Annotated in this window: 18 protein-coding genes; 12 read left to right on the top strand and 6 right to left on the bottom strand. The window is 62.5% G+C overall.

Annotated features, from left to right (window positions below; genetic code table 11):
* Positions 1-5 precede the first annotated feature (5 nt).
* From BMY90_RS10240 to BMY90_RS10250, 3 genes are all read left to right on the top strand, one after another.
* Entirely contained in the window at positions 6-1,565 is a 1,560-nt protein-coding gene (locus BMY90_RS10240; protein ID WP_092703746.1) for a hypothetical protein, read from the top strand.
* A gap of 111 nt (positions 1,566-1,676) precedes the next feature.
* On the top strand, positions 1,677-2,780 hold the full coding sequence (gene wecB, locus BMY90_RS10245) for a non-hydrolyzing UDP-N-acetylglucosamine 2-epimerase (RefSeq protein ID WP_092703748.1): 1,104 nt from the start codon (positions 1,677-1,679) through the stop codon (positions 2,778-2,780).
* Positions 2,781-2,905: 125 nt separating this feature from the next.
* Positions 2,906-4,744: an LTA synthase family protein gene (locus BMY90_RS10250; protein ID WP_092703749.1), complete on the top strand. Its 1,839-nt coding sequence runs from the start codon at positions 2,906-2,908 to the stop codon at positions 4,742-4,744.
* A 131-nt stretch (positions 4,745-4,875) separates the two neighbouring features.
* Here the strand turns inward: BMY90_RS10250 and BMY90_RS17050 are convergent, their stop codons facing one another.
* The 6 genes from BMY90_RS17050 to BMY90_RS10275 all read right to left on the bottom strand — a co-directional run bounded on the left by BMY90_RS17050 (position 4,876) and on the right by BMY90_RS10275 (position 13,301).
* Positions 4,876-5,238, bottom strand: a complete 363-nt coding sequence (locus BMY90_RS17050) for a hypothetical protein (protein WP_139201734.1) — start codon at positions 5,236-5,238, stop codon at positions 4,876-4,878.
* Between the two features lie 21 nt (positions 5,239-5,259).
* The gene (locus BMY90_RS10255; RefSeq protein WP_092703751.1) at positions 5,260-6,981 is read right to left on the bottom strand and encodes an LTA synthase family protein; all 1,722 of its coding nucleotides are present in this window, start codon (positions 6,979-6,981) and stop codon (positions 5,260-5,262) included.
* Positions 6,982-7,571: 590 nt separating this feature from the next.
* A complete protein-coding gene (locus tag BMY90_RS10260) occupies positions 7,572-8,516 on the bottom strand; it encodes an electron transfer flavoprotein subunit alpha/FixB family protein (RefSeq protein WP_092703753.1) in 945 nt (314 codons plus the stop codon).
* 123 nt (positions 8,517-8,639) lie between these two features.
* On the bottom strand, positions 8,640-9,386 hold the full coding sequence (locus BMY90_RS10265) for an electron transfer flavoprotein subunit beta/FixA family protein (RefSeq protein ID WP_092703848.1): 747 nt from the start codon (positions 9,384-9,386) through the stop codon (positions 8,640-8,642).
* Positions 9,387-9,509: 123 nt separating this feature from the next.
* Entirely contained in the window at positions 9,510-11,555 is a 2,046-nt protein-coding gene (locus tag BMY90_RS10270; RefSeq protein ID WP_092703850.1) for a glycosyltransferase, read from the bottom strand.
* Positions 11,556-11,690: 135 nt separating this feature from the next.
* Positions 11,691-13,301: an electron transfer flavoprotein-ubiquinone oxidoreductase gene (locus BMY90_RS10275; RefSeq protein WP_092703755.1), complete on the bottom strand. Its 1,611-nt coding sequence runs from the start codon at positions 13,299-13,301 to the stop codon at positions 11,691-11,693.
* 170 nt (positions 13,302-13,471) lie between these two features.
* Here BMY90_RS10275 and BMY90_RS10280 point away from each other — a divergent pair, with 170 nt between their 5' ends.
* The 9 genes from BMY90_RS10280 (at position 13,472) to BMY90_RS10320 (ending at position 24,190) form a co-directional block, all read left to right on the top strand.
* Entirely contained in the window at positions 13,472-14,869 is a 1,398-nt protein-coding gene (locus BMY90_RS10280) for an amidase (RefSeq protein ID WP_092703757.1), read from the top strand.
* A gap of 164 nt (positions 14,870-15,033) precedes the next feature.
* On the top strand, positions 15,034-15,951 hold the full coding sequence (gene cysD, locus BMY90_RS10285) for a sulfate adenylyltransferase subunit CysD (protein WP_092703759.1): 918 nt from the start codon (positions 15,034-15,036) through the stop codon (positions 15,949-15,951).
* Entirely contained in the window at positions 15,951-17,822 is a 1,872-nt protein-coding gene (gene cysC / locus BMY90_RS10290; RefSeq protein ID WP_092703760.1) for an adenylyl-sulfate kinase, read from the top strand. Before cysD ends, cysC begins: the two co-directional genes overlap by 1 nt.
* A 188-nt stretch (positions 17,823-18,010) precedes the next feature.
* Positions 18,011-19,189, top strand: a complete 1,179-nt coding sequence (locus BMY90_RS10295) for a DegT/DnrJ/EryC1/StrS family aminotransferase (RefSeq protein WP_092703762.1) — start codon at positions 18,011-18,013, stop codon at positions 19,187-19,189.
* 82 nt (positions 19,190-19,271) lie between these two features.
* On the top strand, positions 19,272-19,913 hold the full coding sequence (locus BMY90_RS10300) for an alpha-ketoglutarate-dependent dioxygenase AlkB family protein (RefSeq protein WP_092703852.1): 642 nt from the start codon (positions 19,272-19,274) through the stop codon (positions 19,911-19,913).
* An 81-nt stretch (positions 19,914-19,994) separates the two neighbouring features.
* The gene (gcvT, locus tag BMY90_RS10305) at positions 19,995-21,095 is read left to right on the top strand and encodes a glycine cleavage system aminomethyltransferase GcvT (RefSeq protein ID WP_092703764.1); all 1,101 of its coding nucleotides are present in this window, start codon (positions 19,995-19,997) and stop codon (positions 21,093-21,095) included.
* Positions 21,096-21,180: 85 nt separating this feature from the next.
* Positions 21,181-21,576, top strand: coding sequence for a glycine cleavage system protein GcvH (gene gcvH / locus BMY90_RS10310; RefSeq protein WP_008208509.1), 396 nt, complete (start codon positions 21,181-21,183; stop codon positions 21,574-21,576).
* Positions 21,577-22,252: 676 nt separating this feature from the next.
* On the top strand, positions 22,253-22,867 hold the full coding sequence (gene metJ, locus BMY90_RS17520; protein WP_092703766.1) for a met regulon transcriptional regulator MetJ: 615 nt from the start codon (positions 22,253-22,255) through the stop codon (positions 22,865-22,867).
* A gap of 297 nt (positions 22,868-23,164) precedes the next feature.
* On the top strand, positions 23,165-24,190 hold the full coding sequence (locus BMY90_RS10320; protein ID WP_037098390.1) for an energy transducer TonB: 1,026 nt from the start codon (positions 23,165-23,167) through the stop codon (positions 24,188-24,190).
* Positions 24,191-24,351: the final 161 nt, after the last annotated feature.

A 24,351-nucleotide genomic window follows, 5' to 3' on the forward strand; every position in this document is an offset into this window, starting at 1 on the left:
GATAGATGAGCATCGAGTCGAACAGCCAGAGTCATCGCGTGACGCATTTCGGGGGGTGGGGTGACCGTCTTGTCAGGTATCTGGCATGGATTTTCGGCATCCTGACATTTCTCAATGCGCTGTACTACATCCTGCGTACGGCGAACCCCGTCATCCGTTCCGACGGTTGGTACTTTCTCGACGTCTTTGTGCGCCGGGTGCTCGACGGAACCGCGGGGCTTGGCGATTTTTTCGTTAAGCGGCATGGTGCTGATCATGCGCAACCTATGGGCAAGCTGCTTCTGCTGGCGCAGTTGCACTACTTCGATCTGGATTTCTCTATCGAGTCGATTGTCGGTGTCCTGTCGGCTGCGGTGTGTGCCTTGCTGTTGTATTGCGTCATTGCCAAATCACGGTGGAATGATCGTACGGATGTGGGGCGGCATATCGCCTGGGCGGCGATGTGTGCCGTTCTGTTTTCCCTGAACGCACCTGGGATCTGGACGTGGCCGTTGGTGGCCATGCAATACCTCACATTCATTCCTGCGTTGCTATTCACATGGACCGTGTGGCGGTCGTGGCAGACGGGCAGATATGTCTTGTTGGCCGTGGCAACAGTGACTCTGGGTGTTGTGGACGACGATAGTGCAATCATCATTGTTGTTGCCGTCATCGTTGCCATGTTGTTTGCCATGATTTGCAACACGGCGCCGCGCGACAGGAAGGCTTGGCTCACGATTGCCGTGGTGCTCCTGTGCATGTCTGTCGTGCGCATGTGTTACGGCCTGGCTCCCGTCGAAGGAGGCGCGCCGATGTCGCCTCTCTCCAGTTACCTGACTTCCTTGCATGGGCGATTGAACGAGGGGGGCGGTCTTTCGTGGATCTTCATTCCACTGGGGCTTTCCGTCATGCCGCGGGCTCCTTTATGGGGCTTTACCGCCTCGTCGTGGAGTCATGTCGTGGCTGGTATCGTGGCAATATTGCTGATTGCGCACGGCCTGTTCTGGTGGCGCGCAATTCGCACTCGTTGCAATCTGGCGACCTTCATTGCAGTTTGCCTGATGTTGCTCTCTTATGCATGGCTGGCCGGGGTTCTGGTGTACAGGGTTTCTGATTACGGTAATGACTACCTCTACCAGGAGCGTTACGTATTTCTCTATCAGTTCAACCTTATTGCCTTGTTGCTGTTCTGGGCGGGGTTGCCCAAAATCGGGCCTGAGGTGTCAACGACAAAATATGGTTGGATCGGGCGCTGGCTGCCTGTGTTCGGATCGCTGGCGTTGATCCTGTTGCAAGTGCCATTGTCTTCGAGCGCATGGCATTCGAGAAAATATCTCGTGGCGTACTACCACCAGATGGCAGTACAACTCGAACAGTTAGCCGATAATCCCGGGAATACGAAGGGTTGCTTGCCCGAGTTGGTGGTTTGCACACAACCCCTGCCTGTGCGAAAAGAACTGGTTCAGCTCTTGGTCGAGCATCGGCTCAACGTCTTTTCGCCGCGGATGCATGATTGGCACCCGTATATACCCAAGTTTCAGGCCATCCCTCGAGAGGGTGCTCGCAAGGATTCGTCGTCACGTTGAATCCGTTATTGCCTTGGGTATAAAAGCCCGATTGTCTGGCTGCAGGCGGCTCGCTACGAGCTTGATCGCAGCCCTAGTATTACTGTTGCCTTCTTGGAATTGAGTGCGCACATGAGTCAAGCCAAACACATCCTGTGCATCGTCGGCACTCGGCCGGAAGGCATCAAGATGGCGCCGTTGATCAAGGCGCTGAAGCGCGAGCCGTGGGCACGGGTCACGGTGTTGGCCACGGCGCAGCATCGTGACCTGTTGGACCAGGTGCTTTCCCTGTTCGATATACGGCCTGATGTCGATCTGGACATCATGCGGCCGAATCAGACGTTGCCGGAACTCACGGCGCGTTTGATCACGGCGCTGGACAATAAGTTTGCCGAGCTCGCGCCCGATGTAGTGCTGGCCCAAGGCGATACCACTACGGTGATGACGGCGGCCCTGGTGGCGTTCTACCGACGCATAGCGTTCGGACATGTTGAAGCCGGCTTGCGCACCCATGATCTGGACAATCCTTTCCCCGAGGAGATGAATCGGGTGGTGGCGGGGCATTTGGCACGCTGGCATTTTGTGCCAACCGAACGGTCGCGCCAGAACCTGCTGCGCGAGGGCATTGCCGACACGGCAGTACATGTCACCGGTAATACGGTGATTGATGCCCTGCTGGAAGTCGCCGCCAGCGACTGGCCGCTGGATATCCCGCTCGATCCGTCGAAGCGACTGGTACTGGTCACCGCTCATCGGCGCGAGAATTTTGGCGAACCTTTCCGGGCAGTATGTCGGGCGATCCGGATTCTGGTCGATCGTCATGAAGATATCGAGGTGCTCTACCCGGTACATCCGAATCCCAACGTGAGCGCTACTGCACGGGAGCTGCTCGGCGACCACCCCCGTATCCGCTTGTGTGCTCCACTCGATTATGCCCCGTTTGTCGAAGCACAAAAGCGTGCGTATTTGATTCTTACGGATTCCGGTGGGGTGCAGGAAGAAGCGCCAGCATTGGGCAAACCCGTGCTTGTCCTGCGTACCGAGACCGAGCGCCCCGAGGCCGTGGACGAGGGTGTGGTGCGGCTTGTCGGGACCGATCAGGCGCGCATCGTCGAGGAGGCATCGCGGCTTCTGGATGACGAGGAAGCCTATCGTGCCATGGCGCGTGGTGTTTCTCCCTACGGCGATGGCGAGGCGTCACGCCGCATCGTCGAGGTACTTCGCGGGGAGCTTTAGGCCGGTACGCCGGCCCGAAAACGCTGCGGCACGTCAGAAAATGAGGAGTGGGGGCTTTCGGCGGTAGCTGTCACGGCCGCGTTCTCTTGTAAGCTTGGCGAAGGTTACAAGGAGATGGCAATACGATGACAGAGCGAGCGCGGCCAAACGGGGTCGCTGATCACCTATTGCTTGCGAATACGCCTTGGGCAGTCGGTGCCCGTTTGCTGCTGCTGGCTCTGGCAAGCCTGGTCCTGGTGTATGGGCGAGATCCGGCCTTGCATTCGGGGTTCCATGCCGGCCTGCTGTGGCGCAATGCGCTACCGGTTTTCTTGCTGCTTCTGCTGCTCTACGGCTTCAGCGGGCGCACCCTGCTTTCGATTCTGCTGGGTACTGGCGTCACGTGGCTGGTATTCAGCGTGAATGCCATCAAGGAGCTCAATATGGGCGAACCTCTGATGCCAGGCGATCTCGTGCTGGTGCATCAGGTGCTGCACAACATCGGCTTCTTCGCGCATTACACGGGACATCGGCGTGTGCTTCTGCTGCTTGCCATGCTGGTGTTTGCAGGTTTGTTGTGGCTGGTATGGAAATTGGAGAAACGCTGGTTTCGGCTTCGATGGATGCCTCGACTCGGCCTGGTGGCGTTGTCGCTGGTCATGCTGATAACGCTGCATCGCGGCAACGGCTTCTGGCAAGAAGCCTATGCGAATGAAGGCCTGGTCGGCTATCAACCGTGGGCCCCGCTTGAAGCGGTGGAAAAAGTCGGGTTCATGGCCGGCCTGGTGCGGATGACCCAGGATTACCAGATCACTCTGCCAAAGGCCGACAAGGCGTTGGTGGCCCATTTCGCGGAGAGCCATGCCGACGACGTGCAAGCACGGATGGAACGGAAACTTCCAGCCGAACTGCCCGATATCGTAGTGGTGCAGAGCGAGGCTTTTTTTGATCCAGGCGTGCTGAAGGGCGTCAATTTCGGCGAGTTCACGCCGAACTTCGAGCGATTGGCGGCAACCGGCATTACCGGCAGCTTGACGACGCCGACCTATGGCGGGGGCACGATCCGTACCGAGTTCGAGACGCTGACCGGTTATCCGATGCAGGCGTTTCAATCCGTGGTTTACCCTTATTACGGTTTGGTCAGACCCTGGATGCCCAGCGTGCCACGCCGGCTGCAGGCGTTCGGATATTCCACCACGCTGTTTCACCCCTTTCTGGGCAGTTTCTGGAATCGCGATCAGGTGATGCCGCAACTGGGGTTCGAGCATCTGCATTTCGTGCAGGATTTCGGCGATGCGCAACATGCCGGCGCCTATGTGTCAGATCACGCATTGTTCGATTACGTGCTGGCGCACCTGGATGCGAACAGCCACCAGCCGCAGTACGCCATGGTGATCACCATGGAGAATCACGGCCCCTGGAACAATGACCCGGGCGCCCTGGCCAGGGTACTGGATGGCCATCCGCTGCCATCGGGCCTGTCGCCTGCGGGTACTGGCGAGTTGACCTATTACCTGTCTCATTTGGTCAATGGCGATCAGGCGCTGGGTGATTTTGCCAAGCAGCTTCTCGCACGTCCGCATTGGACCGTATTGGTGTTCTATGGAGATCACTTGCCTGCACTTCCGCATGCTTTTTCCGATCTCGGATTCGATGACGGCAAGGGCGATACGGAAGAACACACCCGCTACCTGCTGGTATCCAATCGGCCTTTGGTACCACGGCATGCCGATTTGAGTTCTTATGATCTTCCGGGGTTACTGTTTGACGTAACGGGATTGCCCGAGGACGGATATCTCGCGTTGGCGTCGACGATCCGGCAGGCTTGGGCGCAGGATCATTATGAACATGGTCCGCACTTCGGCCAGATCCAGTTCAATGCGGCGATTCTGGAAGTGAACTGTGGGCACAAGCTCAGCAAGACCGGCAAGTGCAAGCGACACCTGTTACCCGTTGCTGATTCAATATCCAGCCATGCACATTGACGGTTCGGTACAACCTTACAAGTTTGCGGAACAACCCTGGCAGGATGCTGTTGCACAGGGTGATGCCGAGTTTCAACGTGGAATCATGAAGAAGCCAAGGCATGCCAGACAGTAGACTGGCATGCATCGTTCTATTCCTTGCAAGGGATACCGCCAATGGTGATTTCAGCCAGTGAATCGCCAGTGTTGGCGTTTGTCATGCTTATCTCCGTGCCCGCCACAACCCAGAAGCCCGTTTCGGCCGTACCTTTCGGCCCCCGTTGGGCCCATAGCGTGGGCTTTGCATTGGAAAAGGCGCCGTGATTTTGTACCCACAGCTTTACGCCACCGCCGTTGGTTGCCTTGGTGGCATCCCATGAGACGCTGACCGTTTGCGGATGGTTGGCGCCACCGCATTCGCTTACCGACGAGGGTATTGCCTCGAGATGACCTGAACCATGGCAACCTGCGAGAACCGCGGCGCAGAGGATAATGAGAGCAATTCGGTTGTACATGATCTGGCGCCCCCGGGGGGCTCAGTTCAGTTCGTGCAAGTAATGGAAGATCCATGTGTAGTACGAGCGCAGGAGTGGTTTGTCCGGACAGCTTTCGTAGAGGCCATGGCAGCGGTTGCGGAAGCTTGTCAGTGCAGAGAAGTAGGGATCGCTGGGCAGACCTGCTGCTTGCAGCACCATGCTGGGCAGGTAGGCGATGTCGAGCATGGGATAGCCGGGTAGTGCGGGGCCGGCGAAATTGCTCTTGATCATGTAGTAGGTGAGATTGTTCTGGTACGGCTGCAGGGCAGCCGGCAAGGTGCGCTGCATCTTGCGAATCAGCCCGCCGAAGGATGGCAGGTGGTCACCGAAATGCACGATGACCGTGGGGTCGGGACGGTCGAGAAAATCGTGCTCCAGCCGAGCCATGCCCGTGTCGGAGTCGTGCACGCGCGACAGGTACGTCTCCATGTTCAGCGCCTGGTCGGGCGACAGGTCGTGCAGCGGGTCATGGTTGTACGGTGTCGGTAGCGAGGCCAGTGGTTTGGTGTCGTGCGGGCCGTGCTCTTCCAGCGTCAGCACCATGATGAAGACGGGCTGGCCCGGTTTCCTGACCTTGTCGTAGATGCGCTTGGCCGCAGCGAACATTTGTGCGTCGCTGGTATGCCACATGGTCAAGCCGAGATCGCGGACGTCGTAGAACTGGTCAAAGCCATACGCGTGGTATGCATTGCGCCCGTTGAGGAAGCCACCATCCGTCGGATAGATCCCCACGGTGAGATAACCCAGTCGGCGCAACAGCTTCGGCAGCGTGTCACTGGTGCGTGGTGCCAGCACGAAAGGGGCATACATGCCGGCAGGTCCGAAGATGTCCTGAGGCATGCCGGAGAATACGGAAAACTCGCTGACCCAAGTGCCACCACCGAATGTATGTGTGCGCAGCAGGCCATGTCCGCGAGTACGTGCATCTGCCTGGAACATCGGCAGCTTGCAAAGCGGAATGTTGCAGGCCGTATAAGTCGCTGGATTGAAGGTGCTTTCCTCGAGAACCTGCACGATGTCGGGGTAAGGCTTGTGGGCGGGGAGCGCGACTGTTGCCGGAGTTGCAGTGGCCGACCAGTTTTTCTCCGCCAAGGCATCGTCAGCCATCGCGGGCATGCGGATGGCTGAATCGTGAATCGTGATGAAGAAATTTGTCAGGTGCGCCTGGTCGGAGAGCTTGTTCCACAGGCCTTTGTTGTAGATCGGGGAAAATGGTCCTTGCGGAAGCAGGAAATACCAGAGTGCCAGCATGCAGCCAGTTACGCCGACGGTGCGAATGCCGTAATGAAGCCAGCTGTGCATGTGCGAAAGCGGGCGGTAATCGACTCGCCACACCAGCACCAGCACCAGCGGCGCGATGATGCATACGGCAATACCCAGCCACAGAAGGTGAGGGTAATGTTCCAGTGTCTCCACCAGGCTGCTTCGTGCGAAATAGACGAAATCGGCCGGCATCAGCGGCGACTCGAGGTAACGCAGCTTGGTGACAGAAATGAACTTCAGCAGAAGGAACAAGCCGCCGCTGACCAGCAGGCTGCTGGCGGGCCGTGCGAATGCGAACCATAAAGTGCCACCGATGCCAACCATCAAAGCCAGTACGAAGAGGCGTTCCTGCAGGTCGGGTTCGTGCCATGCAACTGCCCAGATGGCAAGGGCGAATACGAGAACACCGAACGACAGCGCGACGTTGCCGCGGGCTATCGATGGCAAATGAAACTTCATAGAGTCCGTCCTATGGCTCTGGAATCGATGAGAACAAACGAATAACGCCGTGCAGACTGCACGGCGAGTGCGTTTGGCGGTATCTGATTCGCCCCTGTAGGCGCCGGATCGTTATGCGTCGATCCGTTTCAGCTGTGATGCAGAATATTGACTGACTACAAACACATGACACAATTTTTTGCTGACGTTTGGCTTTCAGTGCCTTCTTGCGCCGGAAGGTTGTGTATACAGCTGGCCTGGCATGCCGCGGGCGAGGTGCATTTGTATGGGAAGACGATCAGTAGTGGGCTATGTACCGTCTTGGGGTGCGAGGCTGCCCCAAAGGAGTGGTTCATCGATCGCAGCTACCGTGTGGCACATCGTCAAGGAAGGTCTGATCAATCGGCTTCTTGCTCGTCATTCCGGCGCAGGCCGGAATCCAGCAGTTGCATAGCCTGAGCAGGCGTGATCGCTACTGGATCCCGGCCTACGCCGGGATGACGAGCCGAATCAGACCTTCCCTAGTCGATATGTCTCCGCTCAAATGCAAACAAGCCGAGCTCGCAGTGATCTGAGCCCGGCTTGTTTGCCGTCATCGGTAAGGCATGAAGTCAGCCCAGGGCAGCTTCCAGCTCCGGCAGGATCTTGAACAGATCCCCCACCAGCCCGAAATCCGCCACCTCGAAGATCGGTGCCTCGCCGTCCTTGTTGATCGCCACGATGGTGCCGGCGTCCTTGATGCCGGTGAGGTGCTGGATGGCGCCGGAGATGCCGATGGCCATGTACAGCTCCGGGGCGATGATCTTGCCGGTCTGGCCGACCTGCAGGTCGCTGGGGACGTAGCCGGCATCCACGGCGGCGCGTGAGGCGCCGACGGCGGCGCCGATCTTGTCCGCGAACTTGAAGATGATGTCGAAGTTTTCCTTCGAGCCGACGCCACGACCGCCGGAAACCACCTTGCTGGCGCTCTGCAGGTCGGGACGATCGCTGGCACCCTGCTTCAGTTCGACGAAGCGGGTGTGCGAAGGCAGGGTCACGTCCAGCGTCAGCGCTTCGATCGGCGCGTTGTTGGCGCCGCTGGCCGCGGCCGGCCACGAGGCGGTACGGATGGTGGCGACCACCACGTGCGAAGGCTCGGCCTCGACGGTGACGATGGCGTTGCCGGCGTAGATGGGGCGCTTGAACGTGTGCGTGCCTTCCACGCTCATCACGTCGCTGAGCTGGGCTACGCCGAGCAGGGCGGCGGCGCGCGGGGCGACGTCCTTGCCGAAGGTGGTGGAGGGCACGAATACGTGGCTGTAGCCATCGGCGGCCTTGGCGATCTGCGGCGCCAGCACGGCCGCCAACGGATGAGCGTTCTCCGCGCGGGCGACGGTGAGAACCCTGCTCACGCCGTCGATCTTTGCCGCATCGGCCGCGATCGCATCTACGTTGTCGGCCAGCACCAGCACATCGATGGCTTCGGGCTTGACGGCGGCGGCGGCGCTGACGGCGCGCGCGGTGGAGGAGTTCAGCTTGCCGTCCAGATGTTCGGCGATGACGAGAATCTTGCTCATATGTGTCTCCGAAGCTTTCGTGTCCTGTAGGAGCCGCGCTTGCGGGCGATGCCTTTGCTCTGAATCCCCGCGGGGAAGAGCATCGCCCGCGAGCGGGCTCCTACAGGACGACAGGAGTGGGGATTACAGCAGGCCTTTTTGCTTCAGCGCCGCGACCAGCTCGGCCGCGTCCTTCACCATCACGCCCTTGCTGCGCTTGGGTGGCGCGGCATAGTGGGTGGTTTTCAGGTGGTCGCCGGAGTCGATGCCGAGCGAGGCGAACTCGATGACGTCGATCGGCTTGGACTTGGCTTTCATGATGTCCGGCAGCTTGATGAAGCGCGGCTCGTTGAGACGCAGGTCGGACGTGATGACGGCGGGAAGCTCGACCTCAATGGTCTCCAGACCAGCGTCCACTTCGCGCGTCACGGTGGCCTTGCCGTCAGCGATCTCGACCTTGCTGGCGAAGGTAGCCTGCGGACGATCCCACAGTGCGGCGAGCATCTGACCGGTCTGGTTGGCGTCGTCGTCGATGGCTTGCTTGCCCAGGATTACCAGGCCGGGTTGTTCCTTTTCGATCAGCTTCTGGAACGTGCGCGCAGCGGTCAACGGCTGCATGGCTTCGGCGGTAACCACGTGGATGGCGCGATTCGCCCCCATCGCCAGTCCGTTGCGCAGGTGCGCGGTGAGATCGGCCGGACCGATGCCAACCACGATCACTTCCTCGGCCACGCCTTTCTCGCGCAGGCGCAGCGCTTCTTCCAGCGCGATGTCATCGAACGGATTGGCGGAAAGCTTCACGCCATCGGTCACCACGCCGGTGCCGTCGGGTTTGACCTGGATGCGCACGTTGTAATCCACCACGCGCTTGTAGCCGACCAGAATCTTCATCTGCGGTTCCTTCAAGTTGCCGAGCGCCTTCCAGCGCAGAAAGTGGGATTCAAACACTCATTCTAACTCGATATCTGAAACTCATGCGGCGCAAATGGACTATGCGGCCCGCGGGTTACAAGTTCAGAATGCCGGGCGGTGCAAGCCGGGCTTGCCCGGCAGAACGCGCTGAAGCGTTTCCCGCGCGGCATCGAATGAGAAATGCCGATGCACGTTTTCTAGTCCAGCTTCCGACAGGCGCAGCCAAAGCAGCTCGTCGTCATACAGTCTCAGCACGGCTTTGGCGAAGGCTTCGGCGGTATCACCCAGGAGGATGTTCTCTCCGTCATGCAATTGCATGCCTTCAGCGGCCAAGGGTGTGCCCACCACTGGCAGGCCATGGCTCATGGCCATATTCACCTTGCCTTTGACGCCGGCCCCATAACGCAATGGGGCGAGAGACACGCGGCAGCCATTCATCCACGGATCGAGTTGTTCGACACGGCCGTGGATATGAATGCCCTCGTGACTTAGCGCCGGGCGCGCAGTTTCCGGGATATCGCCAATCAGGTGCAACGCGATATCCGGTCGCTGTGCGTGGATCAGCGGATAGATCTCCTCCGCCAGCCAGTGCACGGCGTCCACATTGGGTGGATGTCCGAAACCGCCAACGAAGACCAGGTCGCGCCGCGCGGCGAATCCGTTGCTGCAGCCGTACACGTCGTGCACGTTGGACAGAAGTTCGATCTGGGTGTCGGGCAGCTCTGCGGTCAACAAGGCGTGCTCGATCGGACTGACCACGAAGCTGACATCACTGGCGCGGATCAACGCCAGCTCACGTTGCCTTGTCTGCGTGGCCTGTCTGGCCAGCGCCGTGTTGTTCGTGTGTTCGGCGGCGCGCTGCTCGCGCAGAAAATGCAGGTCAACCGTATCGAACAGCAGCTTGGCGGTAGGCGCAAGCCGGCGCACCAGGTCGAAGTGCGGTTGCGCAACATAATGACGGCACAACATGACTGCATCGAGCGAGGCACCTTCGCGCCGCAACCACCCCGCCAGCGGGGGCGTCCACGGTTTGCACAGGGTGTGTGCACCGGCGCGCCCGAGCAGGGCGATTTCATTGGCGCTGGCTCGCCGGTTGTCGGCCATGAAACTGATGCGCCATCCCAGCTCCTGCAACAACTGCAGGATATTGAACATGCGCAGCGAGCCCGAGTCACGCGCCGGCTCGGGCATCAATGCATCCACGATGAGAATGTGTGGACGGTCGCCATGATGGATGGCCAGCTCGGCCGGTGTGCCTGGCGCCGGTTGATCGGCCAGCGCTTGGCTCCACTTTTGCGCGAACTTGCCGCGATTGATGGTCTGATATCGCTTGACGCCGGCCAGTGGGTCGGTGCCCGAACTGATACCTTCAAAGTGAATGACCAGGCTTTCCGGCTGGTAGATCACGCGGCGACCGGCGGCGCGGACGGCAAATGCCAGATCCGTATCTTCGTAATAGGCCGGTGCGTAGCGACTGTCGAAGCCACCGAGTTGCCGGAACAGGGCGGCGTCAACCATCAGCGAGGCGCCGGAGATGTAATCGGCATCGCGCCGGTAAAGAAAACGCGGATCGGCGGGATGTTCGAAGCGGCCGTAGTTCCAGCCGGACGCATCGGAGAACACGATGCCCCCGGCTTCCTGCAGGCGGCCGTCCGGATAGACGAGGCGGCTGCCTGTCAGGCCGCATTGCGGGTTCTCGGCAAAGACATCGAGCAGGCGATCAAGCCAGCCTGGTGTGACCTGTGTGTCGTTGTTGAGGAACAGCAGGTAATCGCCATGTGCGCTCGCAGCACCTGCGTTGCAACTGCCAATGAAGCCGAGGTTTTGTTCGTTGCGCAGCAGTCGCAGGCCGGAAATTTGAGCAAGCGTGGTGGCGCTATCGTCAGGCGAAGCATCGTCTACCACGATTACTTCAAACGGCGCCCGTGCGCCATGCCGGGCTATCGAACGCAGGCAAGCCAGCGTGTACGGCAACTTGCCATGCACCGGGATGATCACCGAGACCTGTGGTGTGCTGCTGGAGGGCAATTCAAACGGACTGAACGGCACGTCAATGACATCCAGTTGCCATGCCGGATCACGGGCTGGACGCGGGCGAAATTCCTGCGTGATACGCGAGATCGTACCCTTCAGGCCGCGCTGGGCCATGCTGCCGCTCAAGCGCCTGAACAGATAGTGCAGACGCTTGAGCTGCCATCGTGTCGTGCTGATCAGAACTGCATCCTCGTTGCGGTCAGGCGCGCATTATCTCGCCATCGCGAGGCGGTGGGGTCGTCCATTGCTCTACAGGTTCTGGTAATTCGGCCCCGAACCGCCTTCCGGGGTGACCCAGGTGATGATTTCGTACGGGTCCTTGATATCGCAGGTCTTGCAGTGCACGCAGTTGGCGGCGTTGACCTGCAGGCGCTTGCCGTGTGTAGCGCTGGTGTCTGCCACCATCTCGTAGACGTTGGCCGGGCAGAAGCGGGTGCAGGGGTTGTCGTATTCCTCGACGCACCGGGTCGCGCAGATGTCGGTGTCGGCCACGTGCAGGTGGATCGGCTGGTCTTCGTCGTGTTCGGTGGCGGCGAAGTAGACGCCGGCGAGGCGGTCGCGCGGCGGCAGTTCGCGTTGCACGTAATCGCGCTTGGGCGCTTCGTATTCGCCCAGCTTGTGCAGCGACGACCAGTCGGGCTTGTTCTTCAGCGTCCACGGCGAGCGGCCGCCGGTGACGGTTTCCCAGGCGGCGTTGAGCATGCCGAACCACAGGCCTTTCTTGAAGGCGGGCTTGATGTTGCGCACCTTTTTCAGCTCGGCCATGGCGTCCGAGTTGCGCAGCCTGGCGTCGAAACCTGCTGCATTGAGGCTGTTCGCGGCCAGGTGTTCGGCGGCGAGCATGCCCGAGCGGATGGCCTGGTGCGTGCCCTTCACCTTGGGCACGTTGAGCAGGCCGGCGGTGTCGCCGATCAGCAGTGCGCCGGGCATTTCGCATTTCGGCAGCGATTGCCAGCCGCCGGTGACAATGGCGCGGGCGCCAGCCGAGAGGATGCTGCCGCCTTCGAGCAGCGGTTTCATCATCGGGTGGTTCTTCCACTGCTGGAAGGCTTCCCAGGGCTGGTATTCCGGGTCGGTATAGTCGAGTCCGCTGACGTAGCCCAGCGCGACGCGGTCCTTGTCCAGGTGATACAGGAAACTGCCGCCGTAGGTGTGGCTGTCGGCGGGCCAGCCGAAGCTGTGCACGATCTTGCCGGGGGTGACGCGCCCGGCCGGCAGCTGCCACAGCTCCTTGATGCCGATCGAATAGCCCTGCGGATCGCAGTCGGCATCGAGCTTGAAACGCTTGATCAACTGCTTGGTGAGGCTGCCACGGGCGCCTTCGGCCAACACGGTGACCTTGGCCTTGATGTCGATGCCTTCGGTGTAGCCGGGCTTGTGCGTGCCGTCCTTCGCCACGCCCATGTCGCCGATGCGCACGCCGGCGACCGAGCCGTCCTCGTTGTAGACGGTGTCGGCGGCGGCAAAGCCGGGGAATACGTCCACCCCCAGCGCTTCGGCTTGCGGTGCCAGCCAGGCGCACATCGCGCCCAGCGAGACGATGAAGTTGCCGTGGTTGCGCATGCCCGGCGGCACCATCATCTTGCGACCGCCGGTCTTGTTGAGCAGCCAGAATTCATCCTCGCCGGCCGGCACGCAAATCGGCGGCGGGTTGTCGCGCCAGCCGGGCAGCAGGGCGTCCAGTGGCTGCGGCTCGATCACCGCGCCGGAGAGGATCTGTGCGCCGATGGTCGAGGCTTTCTCGATCACGCAAACACTGGTTTCGGGCTGCAACTGCTTGAGGCGGATCGCGAACGACAGGCCGGCGGGACCGGCGCCGACGACAACGACGTCGTATTCCATGGTTTCGCGTTCGCTCATGGCGGACTCCAGTTCGATAATGGCTGGCACGGGCGTTCCGTGCGTGGCAGTACGGATTTCAGACGGCCCATTGTCCGGATTCCGGACCCGGGCGGCAACGCGTGCTGCGGCACCGCTTGCAATCGCTTCACGTCGCAAGGTGATAATCGACCTACCTCAAGGGAGCCTTCATGAACTCATTGCCGCCGATCGCCGACCTCGACCTGCGCCGTGCCACCGTCTGCCAGTTGCTGCACTGGCTGGCCACCGACCGGGTGAGCCCGCGGGTACTGGCCGACACTTGCCAGTCGGCGATCGATCGCCTCAATCCCCAGCTGAACGCCTTCGTGGGGCTCAGCTCGGGGCTGTTGCAGGAGCAGGCGCGCAACGCCGAACACCGCCGTCGCGATGGCGTCATCGGCCGGCTCGACGGCATTCCGGTCGCGCTGAAGGACAATTTCGACATCGCCGGCTGGACCACCCGCGCCGGTTTGCCCGGGCGCGAGCAGCCGGCAGAGAACGATGCCCACGTGGTGGCGCGGCTGCGTGCTTCCGGCGCCCTGCTGGTCGGCAAGACCAACATGGATGAGGGCGCGCTGGGCGCGACGACCGACAACCCCCACTACGGCGCCACCCACAATCCGTGGAAGCATGGCTACAGCGCCGGTGGTTCGTCGGGCGGTGCGGCGGCGGCCGTGGCCGCTGGCCTGGTGGCGGCGGCGGTGGGTTCGGACAGCCTTGGCTCGATCCGCATTCCCGCCAGTTATTGCGGCCTGTATGCACTCAAGCCCACCCATGGCGAGATTTCCGCGCGCGGCATGGTGCCGGCGGCGCGTCGGCTCGACGCGGTGGGTTTGTTGGCGCGCAGCGTGGCCGATCTCACCGTGTTACTGCAGGTGCTGGCCGGCTATGACGCGGACGATGCACGCTCGCGTCGCCGCCGCGTGGCGTTCGCGTTGCCGGACTGGGAGCCGGGCAAGTTGCGCTGCGGCCTGTTGCCTGATCTGGCCGCCGTGGGCGTGCAACCCGAGGTGATCGCGGTGTTCGAGGCGGCGCTGGCAAAACTGCCGCGCGAGCTGGGCGAACGCCGTACCGTGGATTTCGACGACTGGCCGTTCGCGCGCACCCGTCGCGCCGGCCTGTTGTTGATGGAAGCGGAAATGCTCGGCACCTTCGCCGAGGACCTGGCCGACACCGAACATCCGGTTTCCGGGCGCTTCCGCAGCATGCTCGATTACGCCGCGCGCAAGAGCGCCGCGGAATACGCGGCGGCCGATCGCGTGCTGGATGCCGCCACGCTGAAGATGCGCCGGTTGTTTGCCCAGGTCGACGTGCTGGTGATGCCGACCACGCCGCAGGGGGCATTCCCGCTGGATGGTCCCGCGCCCGACACGCAGGCGGACCTCACCAGTTTCGCCAGCCTGTCCGGCTGCCCGGCGGTGAGCATTCCGATGGGCACCTTGCCCAACGGCTTGCCGATCGGCCTGCAACTGGTGGGTGCGCGCGGTTCGGATTTGCGCCTGCTGGAGCTGGCCGCGGTGTGCGAGGCGACGCTGGATGCGGACCCGGCGTACCCGGCGATCCGCTGAACCAAGGCCTCTGAGCAGGGCCTGTGAGGGCGTCGACGGCATATGCCCGACGGTCATTGTTCCATGGGCCTTGGTTGTTTCTGGAGACCTCGGCCCTCGCGTAGCATGGCCAAACGGTCCAGCATGAGCGTGGCCGCGCACCACGTCCGGATCCCTCTATATCCATGAGCACACGCAACTCTTTCCACGGCGCCCACTTCGACCAGCTTGAAGCCGAGAGCATCCACATCTTTCGCGAGGTGGCCGCCAGCTTCCAGCGGCCGGTGATGCTGTATTCCATCGGCAAGGATTCGTCGGTGCTGCTGCATTTGCTGCGCAAGGCGTTCCACCCGGCCAGGCCGCCGATGCCGTTGTTGCACGTGGATACCACCTGGAAGTTTCGCGAGATGATTGCGTTCCGCGACCAGGTGGCGGCTGCCGGCGACGTGCAGGTACTGGTGCATATCAACCAGGACGGCGTGCGCCAGGGCATCTCGCCGCTGACCCATGGCGCCACCGTGCATACCGACGTGATGAAGACCCAGTCGTTGAAGCAGGCGCTGGACCAGTACAGGTTCGACGCGGCCATCGGCGGCGCGCGGCGCGACGAGGAGAAGTCGCGCGCGAAGGAACGCGTGTTCTCGTTTCGCAATGCGCAGCACCGCTGGGACCCGAAGCAGCAGCGGCCGGAGTTGTGGAACCTCTACAATACGCATATCCATCAGGGCGAAAGCGTGCGCGCGTTCCCGCTGTCCAACTGGACGGAGATGGACGTGTGGCTGTACATCCGCCGCGAAAACATTCCCGTGGTGCCGTTGTACTTCGCCAAGCCGCGCCCGGTGGTGCAGCGCGACGGGGCGCTGATCATGGTCGATGACAACCGCTTCACCCTGCGTGAAGGCGAACGGATAGAGACGCGCATGGTGCGTTTCCGCACGCTGGGCTGCTATCCGCTCACCGGCGCGGTGGAATCCGGGGCCGACACGCTGGACAAGGTCATCACCGAGATGGCCGAGTCGCATACCTCCGAGCGGCAGGGCCGGGTGATCGACCAGGACCCCACAGCGTCGATGGAACGCAAGAAGCAGGAGGGCTACTTCTGATGGCCGCGCAGATCGAAACCTTCGTCGCTACCGAGCGCAGCCTGTTGCGCTTCATTACCTGCGGCAGCGTGGACGACGGCAAAAGCACCTTGCTGGGGCGACTGTTGTACGACGCCGGCATGCTGCCGGACGACCAGCGCGAAGCGCTGGAGCGCGACAGCCGGCGCCGCCATGGCGACAGCGGCGTGCTCGATTTCTCCCTGCTTACCGACGGTCTCGATGCCGAGCGCGAACAGGGCATCACCATCGACGTGGCCTATCGCTACTTCCACACCGCGCGACGCAATTTCATCGTGGCCGATTGCCCCGGCCACGAGCAGTACACGCGCAACATGGCCACGGGCGCCTCCACCGCCGGACTGGCCGTGGTGCTGGTCGATGCGCGCAAGGGCGTGCTCACGCAGACCCGCCGGCATACTTATATCTGCGCACTGCTGGGCATTCGCCAGGTGGTGCTGGCGGTGAACAAGATGGACCTGGTCGGTTACGACCGGGAAACCTACGAGGCCATCCTCGACGAATACCGTGCGCTGGCGTCCGACCTGGGCATCACCACCGTCACCGGTTTGCCCGTATCGGCGCTGCTCGGCGACAACGTCGGGCATCGTTCCGCGCAGATGCCGTGGCATGCGGGTCCGACCCTGCTGGACGCGCTGGAGTCGGCCGAAACCGCCGTCACGGTGGCGACGAACTTCCGCATGCCGGTGCAGTGGGTCAATCGTCCCGATCAGTCGTTCCGCGGTTATGCCGGCACGATCTGCGGCGGGCACGTGGCCGCGGGCGACGAGATCGTGGTGCAGCCCGGCGGCCAGCGCGCGCGCATCGAGCGCATCGTGACGGCTGATGGCGATTTGTCCGAAGCCGGCCATGGCCAGGCCGTGACGCTGACCCTGGACCGCGAGCTGGACGCCAGCCGTGGCGATGTCATTGCCGACGCTGCGCATCCTGCGCCGCAGTCCGACCAGTTCGCCGCGCACGTGTTGTGGATGGGCGACGAGGCATTGCTGCCCAACCGCAGCTACTGGCTGAAGATCGGCACGCGCACGGTCAATGCGCGCGTCACCGCGATCAAGCACAAGGTGGACGTGAACACCCAGGCGCAGCTCGCGGCACATCGGCTGGAACTGAACGAAGTCGGCTACTGCAATATCGACCTCGATCACGACGTGGCCTTCGAGGCGTATGTCGACGATCCGGCGCTGGGTGGCTTCATCCTGGTCGACCGCCAGAGCCACGCCACCGTCGCCTGCGGCATGCTGGACTTCGCATTGCATCGCGCCGCCAACGTGCACTGGCAGCACACCGACATCGACAAGCATGCGCGCGGTCTCAGCAAGGGCCAGCAACCACGTTGCCTGTGGTTTACCGGCTTGTCCGGCGCGGGCAAGTCCACCGTCGCCAACCTGCTGGAGCGGCGCCTGCACGCGCAGGGTTACCACACCTATCTGCTCGACGGCGACAACCTGCGCCACGGCCTCAATCGCGATCTCGGCTTCACCGCCGAGGCACGCGTGGAAAACGTGCGCCGCGTGGCCGAAGTGGCGCATCTGATGGCCGACGCGGGCCTGATCGTGCTGGTATGCGTGATCTCGCCGTTCCGCAGCGAGCGCCGCTTCGCCCGCGAATTGTTCGACGATGGCGAGTTCGTCGAGGTGTTTGTCGACACGCCGCTGGAAGAGTGCGAGCGACGTGACCCGAAGGGGCTGTATCGCAAGGCGCGTGCCGGCGAGATCAGCAACTTCACCGGCATCGACTCGCCGTACGAGGTGCCCGAGTCGCCGGAAATCCACCTGCGCACATCGGGCTTGCGCGTGGAGCAGATGGTCGAGCAGTTGGCGACGCATCTGCTGGACGAGGCGGCGAAAGGCTAAGCCGCCTGTTCCAGGTTCCGCGCATCCCTCCGCCCCATGCCGGCGGTTCGTAGGAGCCCGCTCGCGGGCGATGCTCTTGTTTTCCAGAGCGCCCCACAACAAGAGCATCGCCCGCGAGCGTGCTCCTACATGGACGCCGTTGCGCTTTCGTACTAGAACGTACGCTCTTTACCCACAGAGCCTGGTGCATGCCCGCCGAATCCAGTTCCTCACCCTTCCTGGTCTTCGGCGCACCGCAGATCGACGAGGCCGAGATCGACGAGGTGATCGCCTGCATGCGTTCGGGCTGGCTGGGCACCGGGCCGCGGGTGGCGCAGTTCGAGCGCGACTTCGCCGCATGGCGCCGCGTGCAGCCGTCCCAGGTGGCCGCGGTGAACTCCTGCACCGCTGCGCTGCACGTAAGCATGGTGGCGGCCGGCATCGAGCCGGGCGGCGAAGTCATCACCACGCCACTGACCTTCTGCGCCACCGTCAACGCGATCCTGCATGCGGGGCTGACGCCGGTGCTGGCGGATGTCGATCCGCACACGCAGAACATCGACCCCGCTGCCATCGAGGCCGCGATCACGCCACGTACGCGAGCGATTCTCCCGGTGCATTTCGCCGGGCGGCCGTGCGCGATGGATCGCATCATGGCGATCGCGAAGAAGCACCGGCTGGTGGTGATCGAAGACTGCGCACACGCGGTGGAAACCGAATTCCGTGGCCAGCCAGCCGGCACCTTCGGTGATTTCGGCTGCTACAGCTTCTATGTCACCAAGAACGTGGTGACCGGCGAGGGCGGCATGGTCGTGGGGCGCCGCGAGGCGGATATCGCGCGGGCGCGCATGCTGGCGCTGCATGGCATGAGCAAGGACGCCTGGCATCGTTTCGGCGATGCCGGCTACAAGCATTATCAGGTGCTCGAATGCGGCTTCAAATACAACATGATGGACTTACAGGCGGCGATCGGTCTGCACCAGTTGGCGCGGGTCGAGCCGAACTGGCAACGCCGGCGCGAGCTGTGGCTGCGTTATGACACGGCGTTTGCCGGACTGCCCATCGACCTGCCCGCAGCGCCGGAGGCGGATACGCGGCATGGTCACCATCTTTATACGGTGATGATTGATCCGGATCGCTGCGGCATCAGCCGCGATGCCTTCCTCGATGCGATGAACGCCGCGCGCATCGGCACCGGCGTGCATTACCTGTCGATTCCCGAGCACCCGTATTACCAGCAGCGCTTCGGCTGGCGGCCGGAACAATGGCCGCATGCGATGCGGCTGGGTCGGCAGACGGTGAGCCTGCCGCTGTCACCGGCGATGTCGGACGCCGATGCCGGGCGGGTGATCGAGGCGGTGCGCCGCATCGTGGGTCATTCGTCATGATCCATGACGGCGAAGGGTCCGATGTTACGGTGGCGTGCCGGACGCCATGACCGACCATGGGTCCGCCGACTTGTTCGCTGGCATGGGCAATGTGGCTGGCGGTCGTGACGGCTGGCAGCCGCTCGATCTGCCCGGCGCGGAGGTGGCGCTGTTGCCGCATTGGCTGGCAGCTGATGAAGCCGATGCGCTGATGGATCGGCTGCTGGCGGATATTCCGTGGGAATCGCATCGCCTGCGCCTGTTCGGGCGTGAGGTGGCTTCGCCGCGCCTGAGTTGCTGGATCGGTGATCCGGGCGCGACATACACGTATTCAAGGTCACGTTTCGAACCGCGAGCGTGGCCGGCGGCGCTGGCGGCGTTGCGGGAACGCATCGAGCAGGCCTGCGGTGGCCATTTCGACAGCGTGCTGGCCAACCTGTATCGCGACGGCAACGATTCGATGGGCTGGCATAGCGATGACGAGCCGGAGCTCGGTCCGCAGCCGTTGATCGCTTCGTTGAGCCTGGGTGCCGAGCGCCGTTTCCGGTTCCGCCGTCGCCGCGTCCGTGGCGAATCGGTGCAGGCGGGTGACACCCTGGAACTGCGATTGCCGCACGGCAGTCTGCTGCGCATGGCCGGTGATACGCAGCGCCTGTACCGGCATGACTTGCCGAAGATGCGCGCCGTCGTGGCGCCGCGCATCAACCTCACCTTTCGCCGCATTCTGGTGCCGCGAGAGTCCTGAGCATCCGCGCTGGTATGGCGGGTCGCTTGGCTTGTGGTGGCGCGACAGCGATAATTGGTCTTTCCCCAAGGTGCCTGCGCGATGACCGACAAGACCGTACTCAACGCCACCCATCGTGCGCTCGGCGCGCGCATGGTCGACTTCGGCGGTTGGGACATGCCGATCAATTACGGCTCGCAGATCGAGGAACATCACGCCGTGCGCCGCGACGCCGGCATGTTCGATGTCTCGCACATGACCGTGGTCGACCTGCACGGTGCGCGCACCCGCGACTTCCTGCGCCACCTGCTGGCCAACAGCGTCGACAAGCTCAAGGTGCACGGCAAGGCGCTCTACTCGTGCATGCTCGACGAGCAGGGTGGGGTGATCGACGACCTGATCGTGTACTTCTTCGACGACAGCCATTACCGCGTGGTGGTGAATGCCGCCACCCGCGCCAAGGACCTGGCGTGGATCGAAAAGCAGGCCGCGCCGTTCGGGGTCGAAGTGAAGGAGCGCCCTGACTACGCCATGATCGCCGTGCAGGGCCCGAACGCCCGCGGCAAGGTGCTGGACCTGCTGCATGCGGAAGACCGTCCGCGCATCGAGAAGCTGGGCAAGTTCGCCGCTGCCGCCGCGCAGGGGCCGGGTGGCATGCCGCTGTTCGTGGCACGCACCGGCTACACCGGTGAGGACGGCTTCGAAATCCTGGTGCCCGAAGAGAAGGCCGTGGCCCTGTGGGAAGCCCTGGCGGCAGCCGGCGTGCGACCGGCCGGCCTGGGCGCGCGCGACACCCTGCGCCTGGAGGCGGGCATGAACCTCTACGGGCAGGACATGGACGAAACCGTCTCGCCGTGGGAAGCCAACCTTGGTTGGACCATCGTGCTGGACGAGGGTCGCGACTTCATCGGTCGGGCCGCGCTGGAAAAGCAGAAGGCCGAAGGCGTGAAGCGCGTGATGGTCGGGCTGGTGCTCGACGAGAAGGGCGTGCTGCGCCATGGCCAGAAAGTGCTGACCGCGAACGGCGAGGGCGAGATCCTGTCTGGCAGTTTCGCCCCGACGCTGGAGAAAGCGGTGGCCTTCGCGCGCATCCCGGCCGGCGAGCCCGGCGATATCCGCGTGGACATCCGTGGCCGCGAGGTACCGGTACGCCGGGTGAAGTATCCGTTCGTGCGCGACGGCAAGCCCTGCGAAGGCATCTGATGCAAGAACCGGGCATGTTGCCCAAGGGCGGAAATGGCTAGAATCGCCACCTGCCTCACCCGACACCTAACGACTGGACCCGATCATGAGCGAGATTCCCGGCGATCTGAAATTCCTCAAGTCCCACGAGTGGGCCCGCGTCGAAGACGACGGCCTGGTGCGCGTGGGTATCTCCGACCATGCCCAGGGCCAGCTTGGTGACCTGGTCTATGTCGAGCTGCCGGAAGTCGGCGCCAGCGTCCAGGCCGGCAACGGCGCGGTGGTGCTGGAGTCGGTGAAGGCGGCCTCGGACATCTATTCGCCGGTTTCCGGCGAGGTGGTGGAAGTGAACGAGGCGCTCAGCGACAAGCCCGAGATCATCAACGAAGACGCCTATGGCGATGGCTGGATCTTCACCGTGCGCATGAGCGATCGCGCCGAGCTGGACGAGTTGCTCGACGCCGATGCCTATGCCGAGTTGATCGAGAACGAAGACCACTGATCGCATCACGTGCACCAGGACGCCGTCGGCCGCGCAAGCAGCCGGCGGCGTTTTCGTGATGCGGCTGGTCGCGGTGGATGCTGCGCGAGCAGGCAGGGAACGAACGGGGTTTTCGTTGTCGCTCGATCGCGTGACGTGCGTGCATCCTGCACACCGATCCCGTCGCGCGGGCTGTGCGCGATGGACGTCCATCGCAGATGCAGGCGCGAGTGGGTGGATCGATTTTCCGCATTCGCGTGATGCCGCCAGGTGCTCATCGGACTCTCGTCGGCACGCTCGTGGCGATGTGCCTGATGCTTTTTTCGCTGGTCGATGGATGGATTTCAGTGGCGTTCCGTTCATGCGGCAGGAGGTATTCACGACCCTGCGGAACGCGCTTTCCGGCGCCATCATTCGACACGTCGGCATATGACGCAAGTTGCGTGATGGCGTGGATCAACACGGGGAAAGCCTTGTGCCATGCGGCCTCCCGTGGATGGGGTTGTTTTGCGCTGTTTCAGTGATGGACGTATGGACGTCCATTTGCATATTTCCAAATGGCTCTCGGAATGCCGCAGTGACGGGCTTCCGGGCCCCTTGCGGGGTGGATGAAACAGATTGATTTCATGGCTAAAATCAATTGACAGAAGAAATCTTCAGGAATAGCTTTCGCTTCAGATTACGGGGAACAGGCGTCATGGCACTATCGAAATTCGTAAAGCCCTATGTAGAGCACGGTGAGAAGGCCGGGTCGGTACGCAAGATCACGGTCTCCATTCCGATGCATGTGCTTCGGCTTCTTTCCGATCTGCGTACCTATCGCCAAGTGAACAATCTTCGGCACGCCACCAATAGCGACTTGTTGGTTGAGGCGTTCCTGCACGCTTTTACTGGGCAAACACTGCCAACTGATGAGGAGCTGAGACGAACCATGGCCACTGCCAAGAAAACCACTGCCAAGAAACCGGCCGCCAAAAAGGCCGCCAAGAAAGCCGTCAAGAAAACCGCAGTCAAGAAGACTGCCGTGAAGAAGGCTGCCGTGAAGAAAGTCGCGGCGAAGAAGTCTTCCGCCAAGAAGCCGGTGGCTCGCAAGCCGGCTGCCAAGAAAGCCGCTGCGAAGAAGGTCGCCAAGAAGGCGACTGCCAAGCGCCCTGCTGCCGCCAAGAAGGCTGCGGTCAAGAAGGTCGCCGTGAAGAAGGTCGGCGCAAAGAAGGCTGCACCGCGCAAGGCCGCTGCCAAGAAGGCTGCACCGGCACGCGTGGTCAAGGCCACCCGTACCGCGAAGCCCAAGGCGAAAGCCAAGAAGAAGTAAGTACACAAAGACAAGATCGTAGATCGACTTGCCTCCCTGCGGTGCCCAGCGCGGGGAGACCTTTCGAGAGTACTTCGTCCCGGCCCCGTGCCGGGACGCTTCGTTTCCGGGGTGACATTTTGCGGCCATGCGGCTAGAGGAAATCCGGCCGGCGTGCCGTGATCCCGGCCCCGATTTGCCGAGCTGGCCCAATAGCGCTACCTTTCCGCCATCCGCGCTGCGGCGAGCCAGGGGGCTCGGCGCTCCTGGATTCACAGGGGGGAAGCGCGGGTATCTGATGCCACTCAGCGAGAGATCATGGATACCCGATACATGTACAGTGCGCGCCGCCGTGCGCGTGGGGCCGTCCGGCCCGTCATTCTAGCCGTCGTCGTCGTCGTCGTTTTGCTGGCCGCCGCCGCCTGGTTCCTGATTTTCATGCCGCACCAGGAATTGGTGGCTGCGGACAATGGCGGCCATCCGTCCACGCCCGTGACCGTCGACCATGTCGCCGCGGCTCCGGTGAACGTGGAAGCGATGAGCGTGAACCAGCTGCTGTCCGAAGCTGGCAAGGCGATGAAGGAACAGCGTTACCTGGCGCCGGCCGGCAACAACGCCTTCGAGTTCTATCTGAAGGTGCTGGAGAAGCAGCCGGGCAACCAGGTTGCCACCGATGCCTTGCGTGAAACGTTCCCGTTCGCCGCCTCCGCGGCGGAGCAGACGATCAACCAGCGCAACTTCGACGAGGCGCAGCGCGAGATCGACCTGCTGACCAAGGCCGATCCGACCAACTTCACTCTGACCATCCTGCGTTCCAAGCTCGATGCCCAGCGCAAGACGCTGGACCAGGAGCAGCAGAAGCAGCTCGATCAGCAGCATCAGCAGCAGCTGGCCGCACAGAAGGCCGCCGCGGACAAGGTGGCGGCGGCGAAGCTGGCGCAGGAGCAGGCTGCCGCGCAGGCCGAGCAGCAGAAGCAGCAGGCGCTGGCTGCACAGCAGAAGGCGCAGCAACCGGCATCCGCCTCCCCGGAAACGGCTGCTGCCAGCGGGCCCGCCAGCAGCACGGGTGTGACGCGCGATGCCGTGCTGACCCGGCAGGTCAATCCGCGCTATCCGACCCAGGCCCAGCGATCGGGTACCGAGGGCTGGGTGGAAGTGGACTTCAAGGTGGATACCGAGGGCAAGGTGCGTGATGCCAAGGTGGCGCAGGCACAGCCACGGCACGTGTTCGACCGCTCCGCACTGGAGGCCGTGAATCGCTGGAGGTTCCAACCGGCCATGCGCAACGGCCAGCCGGTGGCCACCGAACTGCGTCGTCGCATCCAGTTCAAGCTGCGCCAGTAACGCCGCGGGTTGTACCACTACGAAAAGGGCGGAGCATTTCGATGCTTCGCCCTTTTTCGTTGGCTGCCGCTGTCAGTCGCGACCGTGCATTCGCCCGGCGCCCGTGGAAAATTCGGCATCATGCGGAATTTTCCATCGGCACGTCCGGCGCATGCCCCGGG

This window comes from Rhodanobacter glycinis, assembly GCF_900114325.1.
Lineage (GTDB): Bacteria > Pseudomonadota > Gammaproteobacteria > Xanthomonadales > Rhodanobacteraceae > Rhodanobacter_A > Rhodanobacter_A glycinis.